Here is a 26933-nt window from a genome sequence, read left to right on the forward strand (position 1 = left end):
GAGGCGGGGGTGCGGGTGCGGCGGTTGCGGGTGTCGCATGCGTTCCATTCGCCGTTGATGGAGCCGATGTTGGAGGAGTTCGGCCGGGTGGTCGCCTCGACGCGGCTGCACAAGCCGCGGTTGGGTCTGGTGTCGGGTCTGACGGGTGGTCTGGTGACGGACGAGGTGACGGATCCGGGGTATTGGGTGCGGCATGTGCGTGAGGCGGTGCGGTTCGCCGATGCGGTGGTGAGCTTGCGCGATGCGGGGGTGCGCACGTTTGTGGAGGTGGGTCCGGACGGAGTCCTGTCCGGGCTTGGGCCGCAGGTGGAGGGGGCGGGTGGTGGTGAGGTGTGGCTGCCGGTGATGCGTCGGGGTCGTGATGAGGTGCGTGCGGCGTTGACGGCGTTGGCGGGGGTGGCGGTGCGGGGTGGTGCGGTGCGGTGGGAGGGGGTGTATGGGGAGGAGCGGTGCCGGGTGGAGTTGCCGACGTATGCGTTCCAGCGGCAGCGGTACTGGCTCAGTGGTCGGGGCAGTGCCCGGCCGCAGGATCTGGGACTGGGCGAGGCCGGTCATGGGCTGCTGGGTGCGGTGGTGGAGTTGCCGGGCTCGGGTGGGATCAGCGCGGTGGGGCGCCTGTCGCTCGCCACGCATTCCTGGCTGGGGGATCATGTGGTGTCGGGGCGTGTGGTGGTGCCGGGGGCGGCGCTGGTGGAGATGGCGTCGTTCGTGGGCGGGCTGGCGGGTTGTGGCCGGCTGGAGGAGTTGCTGATCGACGCGCCGGTGGTGCTTCCGGACGAGGGCGGTGTGCGGATTCAGGTCAGTGCGGCGGGCGCGGACGAACAGGGACGCCGCGAGGTGAGTATCCATACCCGGCCCGACGAGGACTTGGACGAGGTCGAAGAAGCCGATGCGTGGACCCGGCACGCGAGCGGGGTGCTGGTGCCGGTCGGCGAGGCCGGTGCGGTGGACGGTGGGTGGGCGGTCGCGTGGCCTCCCGCGCAGGCCGAGGCGTTGTCGGTGGAGGAGTTGTATGCGGGACTGAGCGGAGCGGGGCTCGATTACGGGCCGGTGTTCGCCGCCGTGGGCGGCGTCTGGCGTGGCCAGGAGCCCGGCGAGGTGTTCGCGGAGATCGCGCTGCCCGAGGGGGTGTCGGCGGCCGGGTTCTCTTTGCACCCCGCGCTGCTGGACGCCGCCCTGCACGCCATCGGCCTGGACGGCACGACCGGCCCGATGGACCCGTTCGCGTGGAACGGCGTGACACTGCACTCGGCCGAAGCGACCAGCGCGCGGGTCCGGGTGGCGCCCGTCGTCGACGGCGAGGGCGTGGCGGTGACGATCGCCGACTCGACCGGAATGGTGCTCGCCTCGGTCGACTCGCTGGTCCTGCGGCCGATGGCCGTCGGCGGGATGCAGGTCAGCTCCCGGCTGATCCGCGAGTCCCTGCTCACCCTGGACTGGACGGAACTCCAGAGCGCACCCCAGACCACCGCGCCCTCGGGCGCCGGCTGGGCGCTGATCGGCCCGGCCGAGATCCCCGGCCTCCCGGACGCCACCCGCTACGACGGGATCGAGACACTCCTCAAGGCGGTGGACGCCGGAACTGCCGTACCCGACACTCTCGTTGCACTGGCCTTGCCTGCGCGCGACTGCCCGCTCGAGCGCTGTGCGCCGGATGCCGCGAGCGAGGCGGCCGTCGAGACCCTGGACCTGATCCAGGGATGGCTGAACGCCGAGACGCTGGCCGGCACCCGCCTCGTCCTGGTCACCGTCGGCGCGGTGGGCACGGGAACCGGCGCGGACCACGGGAACGGCGCCCCTACGGCCGCGGCCGTGGCGGCCGCTTCGCTATGGGGTCTGGGCCGGGTGGCACAGGCGGAGTCCGCGGGCCGGGTGGTTCTGGTCGACGTGGAGAGTCCCGATGCCGTCGGTGCGGGGGTCGCGGCCGGGCTCGGCTCGGGTGAGGGGCAGGTGGCGCTGCGCGGCGGCCAGGTCCACGTGCCGCGGCTGAGCCGGCTCTCTCCAGCCCTTCCCGTCCCTGCCGGGACGACCGGTCCGGGCTGGCGGCTGGGCTTCCGTGAGCGCGGCACCTTGGAGGAGTTGTGCCTGCAGGCGAGTGACGAGGGGTCGGCGCCCTTGGAGCCGGGGCAGGTGCGGGTGGCGGTGCGTGCCGCGGGTGTCAATTTCCGGGACGTGCTCAACGTACTCGGGATGTACCCGGGCGATGCGGGGGCGCTGGGCCTCGAAGGCGCGGGCTGGGTGGTGGAAACCGGGCCCGGGGTGACGGACCTGGTCCCGGGGCAGGCCGTGATGGGGCTGTTCACCGGCGGGTTCACGCCGCTCGCGGTGACCGACGCGCGGCTGGTGGCCCCCATTCCTCCGCAGTGGTCGATGGCTCAGGCGGCGAGTGCGCCGGTGGCCTTTCTCACCGCGTATCACGCGCTGGTCGAGGTGGCCGGGCTGACCGCGGGCGAGTCGGTGCTCGTCCACGCCGCGGCCGGCGGTGTGGGCATGGCGGCGCTGCAGCTCGCCGGGCACCTCGGCGCCACCGTGTTCGCCACGGCGAGCGAGGGCAAGTGGTCCGCGCTGGAACGGGCCGGGATCGCCCGTGACCGGATCGCCTCGTCCCGCACGCTCGGGTTCGAGGAGGCCTTCCGGGCGGCGAGTGGCGGACACGGGATCGACGTGGTCCTGGATTCGCTGGCCGGGGAGTTCGTGGACGCCTCGCTACGGCTGACGGCGCCCGGTGGCCGCTTCGTGGAGATCGGCAAGACCGACGTGCGTGACCCGGAGACGGTCGCCCGCGCACACGGCATCACCTATCAGGCGGCTGACCTGCTGGCCTTGGACGCCGAACGACTCGGTCCGATGCTGCGCCGCGTCACGGAGCTCTGTGACCAGGGTGTGCTGCGGCCGTTGCCGGTGACCGGCTGGGACGTGCGTCAGGCAGCGGAGGCCTTCCGGTTCATGAGCCAGGCGCGGCACGTCGGCAAGGTCGTGCTCACCGTGCCCGCGCCGGTGCGCGGTGACGCGGCGGTCGTCGTGACCGGCGGCACCGGTGGCCTCGGCCGCCTGGTCGCACAGCACCTGGCGGAGACGGGGCAGGCCGGCGAACTGGTGCTGCTCTCCCGCAGCGGGCCCACGGCACCAGGCGCAGCCGCGCTCGCCGCGCGACTCGCGGCTTCCGGTACGGCGGTGCGCATCGAGTCCTGCGACGCGGCCGACCGCGCGGCCCTGGAGGCGGTGTTCGACACGGCCACCCGCACCCGGCGAGTGGACGGGGTCTTCCATGCCGCCGGAGTCCTCGACGACGGGCTGATCGGAACCCTGACGCCGAGTCAGGTCCGTTCCGTGGTACGGGCGAAGGCGCTCGGCGCGTGGAACCTGCACGAGCTGACGAGCCGGACGGACATCTCACGCTTCGTGCTGTTCAGCTCCGTGGCCGGTATCTGGGGCAACCCCGGGCAGGGCAACTACGCGGCCGCCAACACCTTCCTCGACGCGCTCGCCGAACACCGGCACGGCCAAGGTCTCGCCGCGACGTCGCTGGCCTGGGGCCCCTGGGAACGCGCCGACGGCATGGCCGGCACGCTGGAGCAGGCGGACCGGGACCGGATGGCCCGCGCCGGGCTGGCGCTGATCTCCGACACCGAAGGGCTGGCCCTGCTCGACGCGGCGCCCGGCACCGGCCGCGCGGCGCTGGTCGCCGCACGGTTGAACAGCAGCACCCTCACGCACGACAACCCCCACCTGCCCGCCGTGCTGGGCGCGCTGGTCCGCCGGGCCGGCCCGAGCGCCGCGGCGGCCGTGCCGGGCGGCGACCTGGCCGCGCGGCTGGTCGGGCTCGGCCCGGAGCAGCAACTGGAGACCGTCTCGGAGCTGATCAGGAAGCAGGCCGCGCTCGTGCTGGGTGTCAGAGGCCCGGGCAGCCTCCAGGCCACCCGTTCCTTCCGCGAGCTCGGCTTCACCTCGTTGATGGCGTTGGAGCTGCGCAACGCGCTCAGCCGGAGCGCCGGGGTGCATCTGTCCGCCGGGCTGGCCTTCGACTACCCGACGCCGCAGGCGCTGGCCGAGTACCTGCTGGAGCGCATGGTGGGCAAGGCCAACCCCGACCAGCTGGTGCTCGACGAGCTCGACCGGCTCGAGTCGGTGCTCGCCACGGCGGCCGACAGCCCGCGCCGGGCGGCGGTCCTGACCCGCCTCGAAGGCATCGTGCACGATTTCCGCACCGGGCGCTCGGACAACGCGGAGGACCTGCGCGAGATCGGTGAGGCGACCGACGACGAGATCTTCGACCTCATCGACAAGGAACTGGAGATCTGAGCCCCGAACACGAGACCGCGGCGTCCGCCTCAGGCGGACGCCGCGGTCTCGTGTTCGGATCAGAGCGGGTTCGTCTAGAAGTACTGCTTCAGCAACTCGGTGATCTCCTGCATGCGGGTGCTGACGAAGAAGTGGCCGCCGGAGAAGACCCGCAGGTCGAAGCCGCCGGTGGTGTGCTGGTCCCAGGCCTTGGCCTCGTCGACGGTGGTCTTGGGGTCGTCGTCGCCGGTCAGGACCGTGATGGGGCAGGCCACGGTCGCATCGGGCTCGCAGCGGTAGGTCTCGACCGCCGTGTAGTCGGCGCGAAGGGCGGGAAGCGCGGCGCGCATCACCTCCTCGTCTCCCAGCAGCAGCGAGGCTGTTCCGCTCAGGGCGCGCACATCGGCCATGATTTCCTCGTCGCTGCGGTGGACACGCTCGTCGCGGTGGGTCGCCGGCCCTCGGCGACCGGACGCGAGCAGCCGGACCGGCCCGCGGCCGTCGGCTTCGAGACGGCGGGTGATCTCGAAGCCGAGCAGCGCGCCCATGCTGTGACCGAAGACGGTCAGCGGACGCTGCGGCGTCGGGTCGAGCAGTCCGCAGATGCGGTCGGCCAGCGTGGCCAGATCGTCGATCGGCCGCTCTGCCCGCCGGTCCTGCCGACCCGGGTACTGGACGGCGACCACGTCGACCTTCGGAGCGAGGGCGCGGGCGAGGGGCAGGAAGAACGAGGCCGAGCCGCCCGCGTGCGGAAGGCACAGCAGCGTACCGACCGCGTTCTCGGCCGGCTGGTAGCGGCGGAGCCACTTCGCTTCTTCGGAGGGGGATGCGGACATGCTGGCTCCTCTGGTTCGTCTGAGGTGGGTGGCTGCTTCCCGTGGCGGTCCGCCATATGACGGCCTGTCAGGAGTCGAACAAGCACAGCAGGCACGGCCGGTCTCGTCGAGGCGGATCGTTGCGCCCCCGCGAAGCTGGACGGGCATCCGCGCGGTGCGGGCCCGGGTGCGCCCTGTCGGCTCACACGGTGTCGATCCGCTCCCGCGGGGCGCTCGCTCGCGGACCGAGCAGGCATCGGACATGGCCGACCGTCCGTCATCGTAGATGAGGAGGGGTGCGATCAGGGCCGACGCGGCAGCCGGCCGAACACGGCCGGGCCTCGACCGGCCGGGCGCCGCTGAGTTACGGTGCCGTCCGGCGATCCAGGGTCGCCTCGGCGCCGGGCTCCGGCCCCCGTCGCTGCCCCTGTCCCGGGGCACGCGGGCGCGGACTGCGCCGGTGGAAGAACACTGCGGCGACCCGCTGGGCCGGATTCTCGCCCGTCAAGTGGACGACGACCACGATCGAGCTGCCGCGGTCGACTGCGCACGGCCGTCCGCCGGGAAAGCGGGCTCGTCGGCACGCCAAGGCGCCTGAATACGAATCCGTCCGCCTCGCCCATTTGGCATCCTCCTGGCAGATGAATACGGCAGTGGCCGGTCGGGCAAATTCAGCGGGAATTCGAGGAAATAACTCGGCCCTGAATTGGGCGACCTTTCGAGGAGGGCGCCGCCAAGGCGGGAACCATCCGGTCGCATGCCGTCGGCGGTGTTCGACTGGCGCCCGGCGGCAGCTGAACACCGCCAGGCTGGGCCGTCCCGCCGCCCGTCCGCCGTGGTCGAGCTCGACGCCGGGGACGATACGGCTTCCCAGGAAAGGCGCACTTCGCTGTTCAAGGCGAATGTTGCGGGTTTCCACGGGCGACGGATACCTTCGCTGCCAGTCGGCTTGATAAGTCAGCTGTCGCTGACAATGTCTTTTACGGGCACGAATTCAATAAACCACTTGTGGCGGCGGTGAGGCCGACACAAGATTCACGCGCGCCCCGGGGGACCCACACGATCCGCGGATCGATTTGGCGTTCCCCACCGAGCAGGGATGGCGGAAGCAGATGGCGAGCGAAGACAAACTCCGCGACTACCTCAAGCTCGTGACGGCCAACCTGCGCCAGGTTCGCCGCCGGCTGACCGAGGTCGAGGAACGCAGCCGGGAACCGATCGCGATCGTCGGCATGGGCTGCCGTTTCCCCGGCGGGGCGGACAGCCCGGAGCGACTCTGGGATCTGCTGGCCGGCGGTACGGACGCGATCGGTGCGTTTCCCCAGGACCGTGGCTGGGATCTGGAGAACCTCTACGACCCCGACCCGGACCACCCCGGCACCTCCTACGCACGGCACGGCGGCTTCGTCCACGACGTCGCAGAGTTCGACGCCGGGTTCTTCGGGATCAGCCCGCGCGAGGCGCTGATGATGGACCCGCAGCAACGTCTGCTGCTGGAGACTTCATGGGAGGCGCTGGAGCAGGCGGGCATCGACGCGACCACCCTGCGCGGGAGCCGGACCGGCGTCTTCACCGGCGCCTACACCTCGGGCTACGGCACCGGCTCCTCGGCCGAGGCCAAGGGCTCGGAAGGCCATCTGCTCACCGGCATCGCGACCAGCGTGATGTCGGGCCGGATCGCGTTCAGCTTCGGGCTGGAGGGCCCGGCGGTGACCGTGGACACGGCCTGCTCCTCGTCGCTGGTGGCTCTGCACCTCGCGGTGCAGTCGCTGCGCTCGGACGAGTGCTCGCTGGCGCTCGTCTCCGGTGTCACGGTGGTCGCCACGCCGGCCGTCTTCGTCGGCTTCTCCCGCCAGCGCGGCATGTCGGTCGACGGGCGCTGCCGTTCGTTCAGCGCTGAGGCCGAGGGCTCTGGCTGGGGCGAGGGCGTCGGCGTACTCGTCGTGGAGCGGCTGTCGGACGCGCGTCGCAACGGGCACCGGGTGCTCGCGGTGGTGCGCGGCTCCGCGGTGAACCAGGACGGTGCGTCCAACGGCCTGACTGCGCCCAACGGCCCGTCGCAGCAGCGGGTGATCCGCGCCGCCCTGGCCGACGCCGCACTGTCGTCCGCCGATGTGGACGTGGTGGAGGCGCACGGTTCGGCGACCACGCTGGGCGACCCGATCGAGGCCGACGCTCTGATCGCGACCTACGGCCAGGAGCGGCCCGAGGGCCGGCCGTTGTGGCTCGGTTCGGTGAAGTCCGTGATCGGCCACACCCAGGCCGCCGCCGGCGCGGCGGGCATGATCAAGATGGTGCTCGCGCTCCAGCATCAGGAGATGCCGCGGACGCTGCACGTCGGCGAGCCGACCCCGCATGTGGACTGGTCGGCGGGCGAGGTGCGGCTCCTTGCGGAGGCGCGGCCGTGGCCGGTCGGTGAGCGGGTGCGTCGGGCGGGTGTGTCGGCGTTCGGGATGAGCGGCACGAATGTGCACGTGATCTTGGAGGAGGCGCCTGCCGTGGGCGTCGAGGCCGCGGCCGGGAGTGAGCCGGTCGAGGGCGTCGAGGAGCCGGGTGAGGCGCAGGGCCTTGGTGCTGCCGAGCCTGTGGTGCCCGCTCTTGCGGTGGTGGAGGCGGAGGGGCTGAGCGCGTGGCCGGTGTCCGGTCGCACTGGTGAGGCGTTGGCGGCGCAGGCGGGCCGGTTGTGGGAGTGGGTGACCGCCCGCCCTGAGGTTTCTCCGGTCGATGTGGCGTGGTCGTTGGCGACGACGCGGTCGGTGTTCGAGCATCGCGCGGTGGTGCTGGGCGGCGGGGGCCGTGAGGAGCAGGTGGCGGCTCTGCGTGGTGTGGCGGTGGGGGAGTGCGGCGCTTCGGTGGTGTCGGGGGTTGCGCGGTCGGGTGGGCGGACGGTGTTCGTGTTCGCGGGTCAGGGTGCGCAGTGGGTGGGGATGGGCCGTGAGCTGGCCGGGTCGAGTGCGGTGTTCGCGGCGCGACTGGCCGAGTGCGAGCGGGCGTTGGCAGCGCTGGTGCCGTGGAGCTTGAGCGAGGTCCTGGAGGGGGTGGAGGGTGCTCCGGGGCTGGATCGGGCTGATGTGGTGCAGCCGGTGTTGTGGGCGGTGATGGTGTCGCTGGCGGCGGTGTGGGAGGCGGCGGGGGTCGCTCCGGATGCGGTGGTGGGGCATTCGCAGGGTGAGGTCGCGGCGGCGACCGTCGCCGGGATGCTGAGCCTGGAGGACGCCGCCCGGGTCGTCGTGGCGCGCTCGAAGGGATTGTCGGGGCTGTCGGTCGAGGGGTCGATGGTGTCGGTGGTGATGCCCTCGGCGGCGGTGACGGAACTCGTCGAGGAGTTCGGCGGCCGGTTGTCGGTGGCGGCGGTGAACGGTCCGGCGGCGGTGGTGGTGTCGGGCGAGCCGGGGGCTCTCTCCGAGTTCGAGCGGGAGTTGGCGGCGCGGCATGTGCTGCGCTGGCGGATTCCGGAGACGGATTTCGTGGCGCACTCCGCGGCGGTGGAGCCTCTGGAGGCGGTGCTCGCCGCGGAACTCGCGCAGATCAGCGCGGTGGCGGGCCGGGTGCCGATGGTCTCCACCGTGACCGGCGAGTGGGTGTCGGGACAGGAGCTGGATGCCCGGTACTGGTACGCGAACCTGCGCAACATGGTCCGCTTCGAGGAGGCCGCGCGCCTGCTGCTGAGTGACGGCTTCACCAGGTTCGTGGAGGTGTCCCCGCATCCGGTGCTGACGGGGCCGGTGGCGGAGACGGCCGAGGACGCCGGGGTGGCCGGTGTGCTGAGCATCGGCACCCTGGAGCGGGACAACGGTGGCGCGAGCCGGATCATCCGCTCCCTCGCCGAGGCGTTCGTCGGCGGGCTGCCCGTCGACTGGCGCAGGGTCCTGCCCCCCGCACAGGCGGTGGAGCTGCCCACCTACGCGTTCCAACGCCGGCGCTACTGGCTTGAGTCCGCCGCTCCCGCGGAGGGCGGCGACGGTGTCTACAACCCCGAGGAAGCCCGGTTCTGGGCCGCCGTCGAGGAAGGGGACCTCGCTTCGATCGCCGACACGCTCGCGATCGAGGACCGGCACCAGCTCGACACGCTCCTGCCCGCGCTCGCGACCTGGCGCCGCGGTGCACAGGTCCGCTCGGCGACGGCCGGCTGGCGCTACCGCGTGGACTGGACACCCGCCACCGAGCCCCCCTCGCCCGTGCTGTCCGGGCACTGGCTCGTCGTCGCCCCGGCCGGACCTGCGGGCGAGGAACTGGTGGACCGCTGTGTCGACGCCCTGACCACCCGCGGCGCCCAGACCGTCGTGGCGCGCGTTCCCGCCGCGGCGGTTGACCGGGACGGCGTGGCCTCGGTCCTCGCCGAGGCACTGGGCGAAGCGGAGCCCGCCGGCGTGCTGTCGCTACTGGCGCTGGACGAGACACCCGTGCCCGAGCACCCTGTCGTGCCCATCGGCCTGGCCGCCACCGTTGCCCTGGTGCAGGCACTCGGCGACGCGGGAATCAGTGCTCCGCTCTGGGCGGTCACCTCCGGCGCGGTCGCGGCGACTCCGGGTGAGGCGCCGGGCAGTCCCGCCCAGGCGCAGGTCTGGGGCCTCGGCCGGGTCGTGGCCCTGGAGCACCCCGAGCGGTGGGGCGGCCTGATCGACCTGCCGGAAACCCTGGACGAGCGCGCCGGCGCACGGCTGGCCGCCGTACTGGCCGGCTGCGGCGAGGACCAGGCCGCCGTCCGCCAGACCGGTCTGCTGGGCCGTCGGCTCACCCGCGCCCCGCAGCCGTCCGCCGCCGAGGGCGCCTGGCGCCCCACCCGCGGCACCGCGCTGATCACAGGCGGCGACGACGCGATCGGCGAACACCTGGCCCGCTGGCTGGCCGAGCGGGGCGCACCGCGCGTCGTGCTCATCGGCTCCTCCGGTCCGGGAGCGCCCGGCACCGTGGCGCTGGCCGCCGAACTGGCCGCCCTCGGCACGCAGGTGGACGTCCTCGCATGCGACCTTCAGCAGCGCGCCGAACTCGCCGGCGCCGTCGCCTGGACCGGCGCGCACGGCCCAGCGCTCACCGCCGTCCTGCACACCGCAGAGAGCATCGACGCCACCCCGGTCGACGCCCTCGAACTCGACGACTTCTCCTCGGTGCTCGCCGCCAAGGCCGGCGCCGCAGCCTGGCTCGAGGAACTGACCGCCGGTCAGGACCTGGACGCATTCGTGCTGTTCTCCTCGGTCGCCGCCGTCTGGGGCGGCGGCCGACAGCCGGGGTTCTCCGCGGCCAACGCGTTCCTCGAAGCACTCGCGGAGCGTCGCCTGGCCCATGGCGAGACCGCGACCAGTGTCGCCTGGGGCCCGTGGAGCTGCGGCGCGATGAGCTCCGGAGACGACGGCCTCCGACTCGAACGGCGCGGCCTGCGGCTGATGCCCCCCGAACTTGCCGTCCAGGCGCTGGCGCACGTCCTCGACGGCCGCGAGGGCCCCGTCACGGTCGTGGACGTGGACTGGGCGCGGTTCGCCCCGCCGTTCACGCTGCGCCGCCCCAGCCCTCTGATCGCCGACCTGCCCGAGGTCCGCCAGGCCCTCGCCGACGCGGCCGTGGGCACGGACCGGTCCGACGCCGCCCCGGCCGACCCGGAAGCGCGCACCGAACTCGAGCGCCGTCTCGCCGATCTGCCGGCCGCCGACCAGAACCAGGCCCTCGTCACGCTGGTGCGCACCGAGGCCGCCGCCGTGCTCGACTACCTGTCCGCCGAGGCCGTGGGCGCGGGCCGGCCCTTCAGCGACCTGGGCTTCGACTCGCTCACCGCCGTCGAACTGCGCAACCGGCTGGGTGCGGCCACCGGACTCAAGCTCCCCGCGACCCTGCTGTTCGACTACCCCAACCCGACGCTGCTTGCCGGCTACCTGCGTGCCGAGCTGTTCGAGGAGCGCTCCGGCGCCGCCCCCGCCGTGACGGCGGCCGTCGTCGACGACGGCGACCCGATCGCCATCGTCGGCATGTCCTGCCGCTTCCCGGGCGGGGTCACCACCCCCGAGGAGCTGTGGCAGCTCATCGCCTCCGGCACCGACGCGATCGGCGCGTTCCCCCAGGACCGGGGCTGGGACCTGGACGCCCTGTACGACCCGGACCCGGACCACACCGGCACCGCGTACGTGCGCCAGGGCGGTTTCGTCTACGACGCCGCCGAGTTCGACGCCGGGTTCTTCGGCATCAGCCCCCGTGAGGCGCTCGCCATGGACCCGCAGCAGCGGCTCCTGATGGAGACCTCGTGGGAGGCGCTGGAGCGGGCCGGCATCCCCCAGGAACGGCTGCGCGGCACCCAGACCGGGGTGTTCGTCGGCGCGAGCTTCGCCGGCTACGGCATCGGCGCGGACACCGACAGCGTCGAGGGCCACCTGCTGACCGGCACCACCACCAGCGTCGTCTCCGGCCGCGTCTCCTACACGCTCGGCCTCGAAGGCCCCGCGGTGACCGTCGACACCGCCTGCTCCTCCGCCCTGGTCGCGGTCACCCTGGCCTGCCAGTCCCTGCGCTCGGGCGAGAGCTCCCTGGCGCTGGCGGGCGGCGCGTTCGTCGCCGCGACCCCCGACCTCTTCGTGTGGGTGAGCCGGCAGAAGGGGCTCGCACCCGACGGGCGCTCCAAGTCCTTCTCCGCCGCTGCCGACGGCATGGGCATCTCCGAGGGCGCGGGCATGGTCGTCCTGGAGCGCCTCTCGGACGCGCGGCGCAACGGGCATCCGGTGCTCGCCGTGGTGCGCGGCGCCGCCGTGAACCAGGACGGCGCCTCCAACGGCCTGACCGCCCCCAACGGGCCCTCCCAGCAGCGCGTCATCCGCTCCGCGCTCGCCAACGCGGGACTCACGCCCTCCGACGTGGACGTCGTCGAGGCGCACGGCTCCGGGACGGTGCTCGGCGACCCGATCGAGGCGCAGGCGGTGATCGCCGCCTACGGCCAGGACCGGCCCGAGGGACGGCCGATCTGGCTCGGGTCCGTGAAGTCCAACATCGGCCACGCGCAGGCCGCGGCCGGCATCGGCGGCCTGATCAAGATGGTCCTCGCGCTGGGCAACAAGACCCTCCCCAGGTCCCTGCACCTGGGCGAGGCGTCGCCCCACGTGGACTGGACGGCCGGCGACGTACGGCTGCTGACCGAGTCCCGCCCGTGGGACACCGACGGCCGTCCGCGCCGCGCCGGCGTCTCCTCGTTCGGTGTCAGCGGCACGAACGTGCACGTCATCGTGGAGGAGGAACCCGCCGAGGAACCGGCCGAGCCCGCTGAGGCCGCCCCCCGGACCCCGGCGCTCGACGCCCCCGCCGCCCTCGCCTGGACCTTCTCCGGAAGGACCGCCGAGAGCCTGCGCCACCAGGCCGCCCGCCTCGCCGCGCACGTCACCGCCCACCCCGAACTCGACCCGGCCGACCTCGCCTGGTCGCTCGCGGTCACCCGCTCGGTGTTCGAGTACCGGGCCGTCATCACCGGCGCCGACCGCGAGGACCTCGTCACCGGGCTGACCGCGGTGGCCGCGGGAGACCGCGCACCCGGCGTCGTCACCGGCACGACCGCCGCCCCCGAAATCGACCGGCCGGTCTTCGTCTTCCCCGGCCAGGGCGCCCAATGGGCCGGCATGGGCCGGGAACTGGCCGCCGCCTCACCGGTGTTCGCGGCCCGCCTCGCCGAGTGCGAACGCGCGCTCGCCCCCTACGTCGACTGGTCCCTCACCCAGGTCATCGCCGGAGCCGACGACGCCCCCTCGCTCGACCGCGCCGACGTGGCGCAGCCCGCGCTGTGGGCGGTCATGGTCTCGCTGGCCGCGCTGTGGGAAGCGGCCGGAGTGACACCGGGCGCCGTGGTCGGCCACTCCCAGGGCGAGATCGCGGCGGCGACAGTGGCCGGGATGCTGTCCCTGGACGACGCCGCCAAGGTGGTCGCCGTGCGCAGCCAGGCGCTGTCCGGGCTCGGCACCGGCGGCGGAATGCTCTCCGTGGTGATGCCCGTCGCGGCCGTGCGCGAACTGCTGGTGCCCTGGGGCGACCGTCTCGCGGTGGCCGCCGTCAACGGCCCCGCCGCCACCGTCGTCTCCGGCGAGAGCGCCGCCCTGGCCGAGTTCGAGGCCGAGCTGTCCCGCCGCAGGGTGATGCGCTGGTCGATCCCGGTCACCGACTTCGTCGCGCACTCCGCGGGCATCGACGACCTGGCCGGCCCGATCACCGAGCGGCTGGCCGGCATCCGGCCGACCGAGGGCCGCATCCCGCTGTTCTCCACCGTGGAGTGCCGCTGGACGCAGGGCACCGAACTCGACCCCGGGTACTGGTTCGCCAACGCCCGCCGCACGGTCCGCTTCGACGAGGCGGTCCGGGCGCTCGCCCAGGCGGGCCACCAGATGTTCATCGAGGTCTCCCCGCAGCCGGTCCTCACCACCGGCATCGTCGAGACGGCCGAGGACATGGGCACCGTGGGCGTCCCCGTCGTGACCGGCACCCTCGACCGCGACCACAGCGGCCCGTCGCGCTTCCTGACCGCCCTCGCCGAGGTCCACGTCGGCGGCGGCCTCGTCGACTGGCGCCGCGTCCTGCCGGCCGGCCGGCGCACCGACCTGCCCACCTACGCCTTCCAGCACCAGCGTTACTGGCTGCCCGCCGCCGGCGAGACCGACCGGCCGGCCCCGGACGCCGGCACGAAGGCCGAGGCCCGATTCTGGGCGGCCGTCGAGGACGGCGACCTGCGGCAGCTCGCGGACACCCTCGCGGTGGACGGACGCCAGGCGTTCAGCGAGGTGCTGCCGCGCCTCGCCGCCTGGCGCCGGGGCGAGCAGGAGCGGGAGACCACCGAGAACTGGCGCTACCGCATCACCTGGTCTCCGGTCCCCGAACGCGCCCCCGCCACCCTCACCGGCACCTGGCTGGTGGCCGTACCCGCCGAGCCGACCGACTCCGCCGCCGAACTCGTCGACGCCTGTCTGCGCGCCCTGGCCGCACGCGGCGCCCACACCGAGACCGTCGAGGTCGCAGCGGGCACCGCCCGCCGCCGGCCGCTGGCCGCCGACCTCACCCGGTTCGCGGACCCGGCCGACGGCACACCGGCCCGGATCACCGGCGTGGTCTCCCTGCTGGCCCTGGACGAGCGGCCGGTCCCCGAAGCGCCCGCCGTGCCCCGAGGCCTCGACGCCACGGTGACGCTCCTCCAGGCGATGGCCGACGCCAAGCTCGACGTACCGCTGTGGATGCTCACCACCGGTGCGGTCTCCACCGGCCCCGGCGACGTCCTCACCAGCCCCGTCCAGGCACAGGTGTGGGGCCTCGGCCGCGTCGTCGCCCTGGAACAGCCCGACCGCTGGGGCGGCCTGATCGACCTGACCGCAACCCTCGACGACCGCGCCGCCACCAGGCTCGCCGCCGTACTGGCCGGCTGCGACGAGGACCAGGTCGCGATCCGCCCGGCCGGAATCATGGGCCGACGGATCACCCGCCGCCCGTTGCGCCGCACCGGCCGGACGTTCACACCGCGCGGCACCACCCTGATCACCGGCGGCACCGGCGCCATCGGCAAGCACACCGCCCACTGGCTGGCCGCCCACGGTGCCGAACGCCTGGTGCTGTGCAGCCGGTCCGGAGCGGACGCCACCGGCGTCGGACGACTCGCCGCGAACCTCGCCGAGGCCGGCTCGGACGTGCGGATCATCGCCTGCGACAGCGCCGAACGCGCCCACCTGGCCGCCGTGATCGACCACATCACTAGCGACGGACCCGCCCTGCGAACCGTCCTGCACACCGCGGGCGTCCTCGACGACGGCGTCCTCGACGGCCTCGACACCGAACAGCTCTCCCGCGCCCTCGCGGCCAAGGCAGGCGGCGCCGCCCACCTCGACGAACTGACCGAAGGCATCGACCTCGACGCGTTCGTCCTGTTCTCCTCGGCGGCCTCCACCTTCGGGGGCGCCGGCCAGTCCAACTACTCCGCGGCCAACGCCTACCTCGACGCCCTCGCGGAGAACCGCAGGGCACGCGGCCTGACCGCCCTGTCCGTCGCCTGGGGACCCTGGGCCGGCGAAGGCGTGTCCCAGGCCAGCGAAGCCGCCCGGCAACGACTGCGCCGCAACCGCTGGGAAGTCCTCATGGACCCCGCCCTGGCCGTCGAAGCCCTGGGCGAGGCCCTGTCCGGCACCGACACCGTCCTCACGGTGATGGACCTCGACTGGCCCGCGCTCGCCGAAGCGCCCGGCGCGGCGGAACTCCTCGCCGTACCGTTCCTGCGCGACCTGCCCGACGCCCAGGAACTCGGCGCCTCCCTCCGCGCCGGCGCCACCGGCACCCGCACCGAGGGCGATCTCGCCCGGAACCTGGCCGGCCTCTCCCGCGCCGAACAGGACCGCATGCTGGAGGACCTGGTCCTCACCGAGGCCGCCTCGGTGCTCGGCTACGCGGGCTCCGCGGACGTGGAACCGAGCCGCGCCTTCAGCGAGCTGGGCTTCGACTCGCTGACCGCCGTCGAACTGCGCAACCGCATCTCCAGCGTGACCGGCCTTCGCCTGCCCGCCACCCTGCTGTTCGACCACCCCTCGCCGCTGGCCCTCGTCGACTCCCTGCGGACGTCACTGCTCGGCGCGGCGCAGGCAGCACCCGCCCTGCCGTCCGCCTCCCCGGCCTCCTCGACGGACGCCGACGACCCCGTCGTCATCGTCGCCATGAGCTGCCGCTTCCCGGGCGGCATCGACAGCCCCGAGGAGCTGTGGCGGCTCCTCGCCGCCGGCGGCGACGCCGTGTCCGGCTTCCCGCAGGACCGGGGCTGGGACATCGAGTCCCTCTACGACCCGGACCCCGCGCACAGCGGGACGGTGTACGTGCGCGAGGGCGGATTCCTCCACCAGGCCGCCCAGTTCGACCCCGACTTCTTCGGGATCAGCCCGCGCGAAGCGCTCGCCATGGACCCGCAGCAGCGCCTGCTGCTCGAACTGTCCTGGGAAGCGCTGGAGTCCACCGGACTCGATCCGGCCTCCCTGCGGGGCTCGCGCACCGGGGTGTTCGTCGGCGGCTACTCGTCGAACTACGCCACGGTCAGCATGCAGCTCGCCGGACAGGACGGCTCCGCCCAGGCGGAAGGCCACCTGATCACCGGCAACGCGACCAGCATCCTCTCCGGCCGCGTCTCCTACACGCTCGGCCTCGAAGGCCCCGCCGTCACCGTCGACACGGCCTGCTCCTCCTCCCTGGTGGCCCTGCACATGGCCGCCCAGGCACTGCGCTCGGGCGAATGTTCGCTGGCACTGGTCGGCGGCGTCTCGGTGATGGCGACCCCGTGGGAGATGGTGGGCTTCGCCCGACAGCGCGGACTGGCCTCGGACGGCCGGTCCAAGGCGTTCTCCGCCGACGCGGACGGCATGGGCATGGGCGAGGGCTCCGGCATGATCGTCGTCGAGCGCCTGTCCGATGCCCTGCGCAACGGCCACCAGGTCCTCGCGGTCGTCCGAGGCAGCGCGATCAACCAGGACGGCGCCTCCAACGGCCTCACCGCCCCCAACGGCCCCTCCCAGCAGCGGGTGATCCGCGCCGCGCTGGCCAGTGCCCGGTTGTCGCCGGCCGATGTCGATGTGGTGGAGGCGCACGGCACCGGCACCCCGCTCGGCGACCCGATCGAGGCCCAGGCCCTCCTGGCCACCTACGGCCAGGAACGCGCGGACCAACAGCCCCTGTGGCTCGGCTCGGTCAAGTCGAACCTGGGCCACACCCAGGCCGCCGCCGGAATGGCCGGCGTGATCAAGATGGTGCTCGCCATGCACCACGGCGAACTGCCGCGCACCCTGCACGCCGACCAGCCCTCCCCGCACGTCGACTGGGCCTCCGGAGCGGTGGAACTCCTCCAGCGACCCCAGCCGTGGAAGGCGGGCGACCGCGTGCGCCGCGCCGGCGTATCGGCCTTCGGCATCAGCGGCACCAACGCCCACGTCCTCCTGGAGGAGCCGCCCCGGGCCACGCCGGCCCAGACGGACGAGAAGGCCCCCTCGGCGCTGTCCGCCGACGGCATCGCCGCATGGATCGTGTCCAGCCGCTCGGCCGCAGGCCTGACCGCGCAGGCCAAGCGCCTCGGCGCCTGGGTCGAAGCCCGGCCGCAGCTCGAACCGGCCGATGTGGCCTGGTCACTGGCCGCCACGCGCTCGGTCTTCGAACACCGTGCGGTCGTCGTCGGCGGCGACCGGGAAGAACTCACCGTCGGCCTGGAGAGGCTCGCGGACGGTGCGCCCGGCACCGGCGTGATCTCGGGTGTGGCCGCTCCCGGCCGCAGGATCGGGCTCGTGTTCGCGGGTCAGGGTTCGCAGTGGTTGGGGATGGGCCGTGGTCTGTATGAGGGCAGTGCGGTGTTCGCGCGGGTCTTCGATCAGGTGTCGGGGCTGCTGGAGCTGGAGTTGGGCGTCAGCGTGCGGGACGTCGTGCTTGGTACTGCGGACGAGAGTCTGGTGAATCAGACGCTCTACGCCCAGGCGGGGTTGTTCGCCTTCGAGGTGGCTCTCGCTGAGCTGTTGGCGGCGAGTGGGCTGGCTGCTGATGCGGTGGTGGGTCATTCGGTGGGTGAGGTGGCGGCTGCGTATGTGGCGGGTGTGTTGACGCTGCCGGATGCGTGCCGTCTGGTGGCTGCGCGTGCGCGGTTGATGCAGGGGTTGCCGTCGGGTGGTGCGATGGCGGCGGTCAACGCGTCGGAGGCGGATGTTGTTGCGTCGATGGCCGAGGGTGTGTCGATCGCGGCGGTGAATGGTCCGGACTCGGTGGTGGTGTCGGGTGACGCGGATGCGGTCGCCCAGGTTGCGGAGTACTGGCGTGAGCAGGGTCGTCGGGTGCGGGAGTTGCGTGTCTCGCACGCGTTCCACTCCTCGGCGATGGACCCGGTGACTGGCGAACTTGAGCAGATCGCTTCGGAGTTGGAGTACCACCGGCCGAACGTGCTGTGGGCGGGTGCCCTGACGGGTGAGCTGGTCACCGAGTGCGAGGCGGGGTACTGGCCCGCGCAGACCCGCCAGGCCGTCCGCTTCGCTGATGCGCTGTCCACGCTTGCCGCGCAGGGCATCACTTTGTTCGTCGAGGTGGGCCCGGATGGTTCGCTGTCGGCGCTCGGCGCCGATGCCGTGGCCTCGGCTGGTGGCGAAGAGGCTGTGTTCGTGCCGCTTCAGCGGCGTACGGACGAGGGTGTGACCGGGTTCGTGACCGGTCTGGCGCGGGCTTTCGTGCACGGCGCGTCCGTCGACTGGACGGCGGTTCTGCCGTCCGCGAACCGCGTCGAACTGCCGACCTACCCCTTCCAGCACCGGCACTTCTGGCCCGAGGGCACCCTCTCCCTCCCGTCGGAGGCCGGGGACCCGGCAGCCGGCACGGACGCCGAGGCGCGCTTCTGGGAGGTCGTCGAGGACCACGACCTGGCCCACCTCGCCGACACCCTCGCCGTGGAGCAGGAGCACCTCTCCGAGGTCCTGCCGGCGCTGGCGGCCTGGCGGCGCCGCGAACAGGACCGGGCGACGACCGCGAACTGGCGTTACCAGGTGGCCTGGACGCCCGTTGCCGACCCCGAGCCCGGCACCCTGTCCGGCACCTGGCTGCTCGTGGTCCCGGCCGGCGCGGCCGAGGACGAACTCACCGAGAGCTGCGCCGCAGCAGTGACCGAGGCCGGCGCCGAGGTCCTGGTCCTGGAGGCCGAGGAGACGGCCGACCAGCCGCGGATGGCCGAGCGGATCCGCTCGGCCATTCCGGAGGCGGGGCTGTCCGCAGTGGTCTCGCTGCTCGCCCTCGACGAGACACCACAGCCCGAGCACCCGACGGTCACGGGCGGTCTCGCCGGCACCCAGACCCTCATGCAGGCGCTGATCGCCCTCGCGGTGCACGCCCCCCTGTGGGTGCTCACCCGAGGCGCGGTCGCCGCCGAACCCGGAGAGGCACCGGCCAGCCCGGCGCAGGCGGCGGTCTGGGGCCTGGCCCGGGTGTCCGCCCTGGAACACCCGGACCAGGGCGGGGGCCTGGTCGACCTCCCGGCCGACTTCGACCAGCGGGCCGGGAACCTCCTGCGCTCGGTACTGGCCGGCTGCGGCGAGGACCAGACGGCGATCCGCCCCTCCGGGATCCGCGGCCGCCGCCTCACCCGCGCCGCCGAGCCCCGCGCGGCACAACCCTGGACGCCGACCGGCACGACGCTGATCACCGGCGGCACCGGCGCGATCGCCGGACACGTCGCCCGCTGGCTCGCCGACCGCGAAGCACCGCGCCTGGTGCTGACCAGCCGCTCCGGACCCGGCGCGTTCGGCGTGCCCGCCCTCGCGGCGGACCTGGCCACCGCGGGCTCGGCCGTACAGATCGTGGCCGCCGACGCGGGCGACCGCGCCGAACTGACCGGCGTGGTCGAGCGGATCGGCTGCGACGGCCCGCCGCTGACCGCCGTCATGCACGCGGCCGGCGTGCCGCAGGGCACCGCCATCGACGAGACCTCGGTTTCCGAGCTGGCCTCCCTCATGACGGCCAAGGCCGTCGGCGCCGCCCTCCTGGACGAACTGACCGCGGACCTGGACCTGGAGGCGTTCGTACTCTTCTCGTCCATCTCCGCCACCTGGGGCAGTGGCCTCCAGGCCGGCTACGCGGCGGCGAACGCCTACCTCGACGCACTGGCGGAGAACCGGCTCTCCCGGAACCTGCCCGCGACCTCGGTGGCCTGGGGCCCGTGGGGCGGTGGCGGCATGACCGACCAGGAGGACGCGGCCCAGATGGAGCGCAGGGGCCTCAGCCTGCTCGAACCCGCCCAGGCGGTGCACGCCCTGGCCCAGGTGCTCGACTCCGGCGACAGCCTGGTGACCGTCGCCGACGTCGACTGGGACCGGTTCGCACCCCCCTTCACCGTGCGCCGGGCCAGCCCCCTGATCGAGAGCCTGCCCGAGGTCGTGGACGCCCTGGCCGCGCTCGACGGCGACCTCACTGCGGACTCCACGGCGGGCGACGCTCTCGCCGCACGACTGGCAGGCCTCACACGCGCCGAACAGGACAGGCTCCTGACCGACCTCGTACGGGCCGAGGCCGCCGCCGTCCTCGGACACGCGAACAGCGAGGCGGTGGAGGCCGACCGGTCCTTCAGCGACCTCGGAGCCGACTCCCTCACCGCCGTGGAACTGCGCGACCGGCTGAACGCGGCCACCGGTCTGCGACTGCCGAGCACGCTCCTGTTCGACTACCCGACCCCCGCCGCACTCGCCGCCTACATGTGGTCGTGCCAGGCGAACGAGGCGAGCCCGGCACGACCAGTGCTCACCGCACTCGACACCGTGGAGAACCTGCTCGGCGGCATCACCGCCGACGAGGACGCCGCCCAGATCACGGCCCGGCTCGAAGTCGTGCTGTCGAAATGGAAGGAAAGCCGTGACAGGAGCGCGGGCCCAGGGGTCGCGGAGAAGCTCGAATCGTCCACCGACGACGAGGTCTTCGACTTCATCGGCAAGGAACTCGGCATCTTCTGACGGACTGTCCGTCCACGACTTTCGCGGCTAGGGGACTCAAGTGAGCAGTGAGGAAAAGCTCCGCTACTTCCTCAAGCGGGTGACAGCGAACCTGCACGAGACACGCCAGCGCCTCCAGGAGGTGGAGGCGGCCGGCAACCAACCCATCGCCATCGTCGGCATGGGCTGCCGGTTCCCCGGCGGCGTACGCAACCCCGAGGAACTGTGGCAGCTGCTGGCCGACGGATCCGACGCGATCACCGGCCTGCCGCGTGACCGAGGCTGGGACGTCGGTGACCCGGCCGACACGGACGCGAGCGCCGCCAAGGTGCACGCGGGCGGCTTCGTCCACGACGCGACCGACTTCGACGCCGGGTTCTTCGGGATCAGCCCGCGCGAGGCCCTCGCCATGGACCCGCAGCAACGGCTCCTCATGGAAGTCGCCTGGGAAGCCCTGGAGCAGGCCGGCATCGACCCGGCCACCCTCCGCTCCACCGCGACCGGCGTCTTCGCGGGCGCGTCCGCGTCCGGCTACGGATGGGCCAACGGCAAGCAGGGCGAGCTCGACGGCCATGTGATGACCGGCAACGCGACCAGCATCCTGTCCGGCCGCATCTCCTACACCCTCGGCCTCGAAGGCCCCGCGGTCACCGTGGACACGGCCTGCTCCTCCTCCCTGGTGGCGCTCCACCTGGCCACACGGGCGCTCCACAAGGGCGAGTGCTCCATGGCCCTCGTCGGCGGCGCCTTCGTGGCCGCCACCCCGGTGCTGTTCACCGACTTCTACGCGGCCCTCGGCCTGGCGCCCGACGGACGCTGCAAGCCCTTCGGCACGGACGCCGACGGCATGGGCGTGGCCGAGGGTGCCGGCGTCGTGGTCGTCGAGCGGCTGTCGGACGCACGGCGGCTCGGCCACCGGGTCCTCGCGGTGGTCCGTGGTTCAGCGGTGAACCAGGACGGCGCCTCGAACGGCCTGACGGCGCCCAACGGCCCCTCGCAGCAGCGCGTCATCCGCGCCGCCCTCGCCGACGCCCGCCTCTCCCTCGGCGACGTGGACCTGGTCGAGGCACACGGCACCGGCACACCCCTGGGCGACCCGATCGAGGCCCAGGCCCTGATCGCCACCTACGGCCAGGAACGCCCCGAGAACCGTCCGCTGTGGCTCGGCTCGGTGAAGTCCAACATCGCGCACACGCAGCAGGCCGCGGGCATGGCCGGCCTCATCAAGATGGTGCTGGCCCTCCGGCACGAGCAGATGCCGCGCACGCTGCACGTAGAGCAGCCGACCGAGCACGTCGACTGGTCGGCGGGCGAGGTACGGCTCCTCGCGGAGGCGCGGCCGTGGCCGGCCGGGGAGCGGGTACGCCGAGGCGGCCTGTCGGCGTTCGGCATGAGCGGCACGAACGTGCACGTCATCCTGGAGGAAGCCCCCACCGAGGACGAGGCCGGGAGCGAGCCGGTCAGCGGTGACGAGTACGACGAGCTGGAGGCACTCGCCGAGACCGAGCGGGAGCCCGAGGCGCCCGCCCTCACGGTCGTCGAGGCCGACGGCCTCGGTGTGTGGCCGGTGTCCGGCCGTTCAGCCGCGGCACTGGCGGGACAGGCGGCCCGACTGCGGGAGTGGACGGCGGCCCGGCCCGAGGTCGACGTAGCCGCCGTGGGGTGGTCGTTGGCGGCGACGCGGTCGGTGTTCGAGCACCGGGCTGTGGTGATCGGTGGCGGGCGTGCGCAGTTGATGGCCGGTCTGGAGTCCGTGGCGGCCGGGGTGTCGTCGGGTGCGGTGGTGTCGGGTGTTGCGCGCTCGGATGTGCGGGTTGGCCTGGTGTTCGCGGGTCAGGGCTCGCAGTGGCTGGGGATGGGGCGGGGGTTGTACGAGGGCAGTGCGGTGTTCGCGCGGGTCTTCGACGAGGTGACGGGGCTGCTGGAGCTGGAACTCGGCGTCAGCGTGCGGGACGTGGTGCTGGGGGCTGAGGGCGTCGACGAGAGTCTGGTGAACCAGACGCTCTACGCCCAGACGGGGTTGTTCGCCTTCGAGGTGGCGTTGGCGGAGGTGCTGCGGGGTGTGGGTGTGGTGGCCGACGCGGTGGTGGGTCATTCGGTGGGTGAGGTGGCGGCCGCGTATGTGGCCGGAGTGCTCACGTTGCCGGATGCCTGCCGTCTGGTGGCTGCGCGTGCGCGGTTGATGCAGGGGATGCCGTCGGGCGGTGCGATGGCGGCGGTCAACGCGTCGGAGGCGGATGTCGTCGCTTCGATGGCTGGCGTCGAGGGCGTTGAGATCGCGGCCGTCAATGGTCCGGACTCGGTGGTGGTGTCGGGAGACGCGGACGCGGTTGCCCAGGTTGCGGAGTACTGGCGTGAACAGGGCCGCCGTGTGCGGGAGTTGCGTGTCTCGCACGCCTTCCACTCCCCGGCCATGGACCCGGTGACCGGCGAACTTGAGCGCGTTGCCTCGGAGTTGGAGTACCACGGTCCGAACGTGCTGTGGGCGGGCGCCCTGACCGGCGAGCTGGTCACCGAGTGCGAGCCGGAGTACTGGCCCGCCCAGACCCGCCAGGCGGTCCGTTTCGCCGATGCACTGTCCACGCTGGCCGCGCAGGGCATCACCCTGTTCATCGAGGTGGGCCCGGACGGCTCGCTCTCCGCGCTCGGCGCCGACGCCGTGGCCTCGGTCGGTGTCGAGGATGCCGCGTTCGTGCCGCTTCAGCGGCGTACGGACGAGGGTGTGACCGGGTTCGTGACCGGTCTGGCACGGGCCTTCGTGCACGGCGCGAGCGTCGACTGGAAGACGGTCCTGCCGGCTGCGCCCACCGTCGAACTGCCCACCTACGCCTTCCAGCGTGAGCGCTACTGGATGGAACCGTCCGCCGAGCCGGCCGCCCCCACGCCCGGCGACCTCGCGGACATCGCGGCCGAAGCCCGGTTCTGGGCCGCCGCCGAAGGAGGCGACCTGGCGCACCTGGCCGAGGTGCTGGAACTGGACGACCAGGAACAGCTCGGTGAGGTGGTGTCGGCGCTGGTGGCCTGGCGCCGCCGTGAGCAGGACCGCTCCTCGATCGCGCAGTGGCGCTACCGCGTGGACTGGTCGCCCCTCCCCGACGCGTCGTCGGCCCTGCTGTCCGGGCGCTGGCTGCTCGTCGTCCCGGCCGCACTCGCCGACGACCGGCTCACCGAGAGCTGCGCCGCCGCGCTGACCGACCGAGGCGCCGAGGTCGTCGTGGCCCACGTGCCCGCCGATGCCGTGCACCGCGCCGCGGTGGCCGAGGCCCTCACCGAGGCACTGGGCGAGACGGAGCCGGCCGGCGTGCTGTCGCTGCTGGCCATGGACGAGACGCCCGTGCCCGAACACCCCGTCGTCCCCCGTGGACTGGCCACCACCCTCGCCCTGACGCAGGCGCTCGGCGACGCCGGAATCAGCGCCCCCCTGTGGGCCGCCACCCGTGGCGCCGTCGCGGCCGAACCGGACGAAAACCTGTCCGCCCCCGTACAGACGCACGTGTGGGGCCTCGGCCGCTGCGTGGGACTGGAACACCCCGAACGCTGGGGCGGACTGATCGACCTGCCCCCGGTCGTCGACGGCCGTGCCGCCGCCCGGCTCACGGCGCTGCTCGCCTCCGGCGTGGAGGACCAGGTCGCGATCCGTGACACCGGTGTTCTCGGCCGTCGGCTGATCCGTGCCCCGCGCCCCCGTGGCGAGGCCCCGCCGTGGACGCCGCGCGGTACGACCCTCGTCACCGGAGGCACCGGTGCCATCGCCGGGCACGTGGTCCGCAAGCTGGCCGAGCGCGGCGCACCGCGTCTGGTACTGACCAGCCGCTCCGGGCCGGCCGCGTTCGGCGCCGGTGCGCTGGCCGCCGAACTGGCCGAGGCCGGGACCTCGGTCGACGTGGTGGCCTGCGACGGCGGACGGCGCGCCGACCTGGCCGGCGTGGTCCGGTGGGCCGGGACGAGCGGCCCCGCGCTCCGCGTGGTGCTGCACACCGCGGGCATCCGTCAGGAGACCGCCGTGGACGCCACCGACCTGGCGGAGACGGCCCAGGTAGTGGCCGCCAAGTCCGCCGGCGCGTGGTGGTTGCACGAGTTGACCCGGGACCTGGACCTCGACGCCTTCGTGCTGTTCTCCTCGATCTCCGCCACGTGGGGCAGCGGTCTGCAACCCGCGTACGGCGCCGCCAACGCCTTCCTCGACGGCCTGGCGGAGTACCGCCTCGCCCAGGGCCTGCCCGCGACCTCGGTGGCCTGGGGCCCGTGGGGCGGCGGCGGCATGACCGACGAGGAGGGTGCCGTCCAGGGGGAGCGGCGCGGCCTGATGCTCATGGAACCGGGTCGCGCGGCGGACGCGCTCATCCAGGTCATCGACCGGGGCGAACCGCTGATGACGGTCGCCGACGTGGACTGGGCGCGGTTCGCCCCGCCGTTCACACTGCGCCGTCCCAGCCCCCTCATCGCCGACCTGTCCGAAGTCCGCCAGGCTCTCGCCGCGTCGGACCCCGACCAGACCGACGGCGCGGCCACGGGCTCCCCGCTCACGCAGCGGCTGGCCGGCCTCTCCCGGGGCGAACAGGTCCGGCTGCTGACCGGCATCGTGCGGACCGAGGCCGCCCACATCCTCGGCTATCCCTCTCCGGACGCGGTGGAGGCCACTCGTGCCTTCAGCGACCTGGGCGTCGACTCACTGACCGCCGTCGAACTGCGCAACCGGCTGAGCCAGGCCACCGGCATGCGACTGCCGGCGACCCTGCTGTTCGACGCCCCCACCCCCACGGCTGCCGCCGAGTTCCTGCTCGCCCGACTGGCGGGCGCCCCCGACCCCCGGGCCGCCGCGCCGGTCACCGCGGCGGCGACCGACGAGCCGCTGGCCATCGTCGGCATCGGCTGCCGCTACCCGGGCGGCGTGACCGACGCCGAGGAACTGTGGAACCTGGTCGCGGCCGGAACCAGCGCGATCTCCACGCTTCCCGAGAACCGAGGCTGGACCTTCGAGGACCGCACCGGGGAGGAAGAGGAGTACACCGGCGCGTCCATCCGCTCGGGCGGCTTCGTCTACGACGCCGGCGGCTTCGACGCCGCGTTCTTCGGGATCAGCCCGCGCGAGGCGCTGATGATGGACCCGCAGCAGCGGATGCTCCTCGAAGTCTCCTGGGAGGCGCTGGAGCAGGCCGGCATCGACCCGACCTCGCTGCGCGGCTCCGCGACCGGCGTGTTCGCCGGCGCGTCCGCCTCCAGCTACGGCTACAACTCGGGCCTCCAGGCCGACGAACTCGACGGACACCTCGTCACGGGCGTCTCGACCAGCGTCGTCTCCGGCCGCATCGCCTACGTACTGGGCCTCGAGGGCCCCGCCGTGACCGTGGACACGGCCTGCTCCTCCTCCATGGTGGCGCTCCACCTGGCCAGCCAGGCGGTCCGCTCCGGCGAGTGCTCGCTCGCGCTGGTCGGCGGCGTCATGGTCGCGGCCAACCCGCATGTGTTCGACCAGTTCAGCCGCCACATGGGGCTCTCCCCGGACGGCTCCTGCAAAGCGTTCTCCGCACAGGCGGACGGCATGGGCCTCGGCGAGGGCGCCGGGGTACTCGTCGTCGAGCGCCTCTCGGACGCACGCCGCAACGGCCACCGGGTCCTCGCGGTGATACGCGGCTCCGCGCTCAACCAGGACGGCGCCTCCAACGGCCTGACCGCCCCCAGCGGCCCCTCCCAGCAGCGGGTCATCCGCGCCGCCCTCGCCAACGCCGGAGTACGGGCCGACGAGGTCGACGTCGTCGAGGCACACGGCACCGGCACGCCCCTGGGCGACCCGATCGAGGCCCAGGCGCTCCTGGCGACCTACGGCAAGGAGCGGGCCGACGACCGGCCCCTGTGGCTCGGCTCGGTGAAGACCAACATCGGCCACACCCAGGCCGCCGCGGGTGTCGCGGGCGTGATCAAGATGGTGATGGCGCTCAAGCACCGCCAACTCCCGCGCTCCCTCTACTCCGAGCACCGCTCACCGCACGTCGACTGGACGGCGGGCAAGGTGGAACTCCTGACCGAGGCCCGCCCCTGGGACACGGCCGACGGCCGGCCGCGCCGCGCGGGCGTGTCCTCCTTCGGCATGAGCGGCACCAACGCCCACGTCATCCTGGAGGAGCACCAGGACCCCGCCGAGGCCCCCGAGGCCGCGCCGACCGGGAACGACACTCCTGCGGTGCTGACCGCTGACACCCCCCTGGCCTGGCCGGTCTCCGGTCGTACGGCCAAGACGCTCACCGCGCAGGCGGGCCGCCTGTGGGAATGGGTGGCCGCCCGGCCTGAGCTGGAGTCGGCTGATGTGGCGTGGTCGTTGGTCACGTCGCGGTCGGTGTTCGAGCACCGTGCGGTGGTGCTGGGCGGTGGTCGTGGGGAGTTGACGGCTGGTCTGGAGGGTTTGGTCTCCGGGGCGGTG

General features: G+C 73.3%; 4 protein-coding genes. 3 read left to right on the forward strand and 1 reads right to left on the reverse strand.

Translation table 11 applies throughout. The features are described 5' to 3' along the window. The first annotated feature begins 15 nt into the window (after positions 1-15). Positions 16-4302, forward strand: coding sequence for an SDR family NAD(P)-dependent oxidoreductase (locus ACFY1E_RS47605; RefSeq protein WP_389088822.1), 4287 nt, complete (start codon positions 16-18; stop codon positions 4300-4302). A gap of 74 nt (positions 4303-4376) precedes the next feature. Here the strand turns inward: ACFY1E_RS47605 and ACFY1E_RS47610 are convergent, their stop codons facing one another. Continuing rightward, positions 4377-5117 carry a thioesterase II family protein gene (locus ACFY1E_RS47610; protein ID WP_389088815.1) on the reverse strand — a complete coding sequence of 247 codons (741 nt, stop codon included), beginning with the start codon at positions 5115-5117 and terminating at the stop codon, positions 4377-4379. 1091 nt (positions 5118-6208) lie between these two features. On the opposite strand from ACFY1E_RS47610, the gene ACFY1E_RS47615 reads away from it, so the two are divergent. Then, positions 6209-20536: a type I polyketide synthase gene (locus tag ACFY1E_RS47615; RefSeq protein WP_389088817.1), complete on the forward strand. Its 14328-nt coding sequence runs from the start codon at positions 6209-6211 to the stop codon at positions 20534-20536. Positions 20537-20576: 40 nt separating this feature from the next. Next, the coding region (locus ACFY1E_RS47620; protein ID WP_389088820.1) for a type I polyketide synthase at positions 20577-26933 on the forward strand (6357 nt) is incomplete at its 3' end.

The sequence above is a fragment of the Streptomyces sp. NPDC001604 genome, from assembly GCF_042893475.1.
Lineage (GTDB): Bacteria > Actinomycetota > Actinomycetes > Streptomycetales > Streptomycetaceae > Streptomyces.

Bases quoted from the DNA above. Each gene is read 5' to 3' on its own strand.
- ACFY1E_RS47615 (WP_389088817.1), top strand. From the start codon at position 6,209: ATGGCGAGCGAAGACAAACTCCGCGACTACCTCAAGCTCGTGACGGCC.
- ACFY1E_RS47610 (WP_389088815.1), bottom strand. From the start codon at position 5,117: ATGTCCGCATCCCCCTCCGAAGAAGCGAAGTGGCTCCGCCGCTACCAG.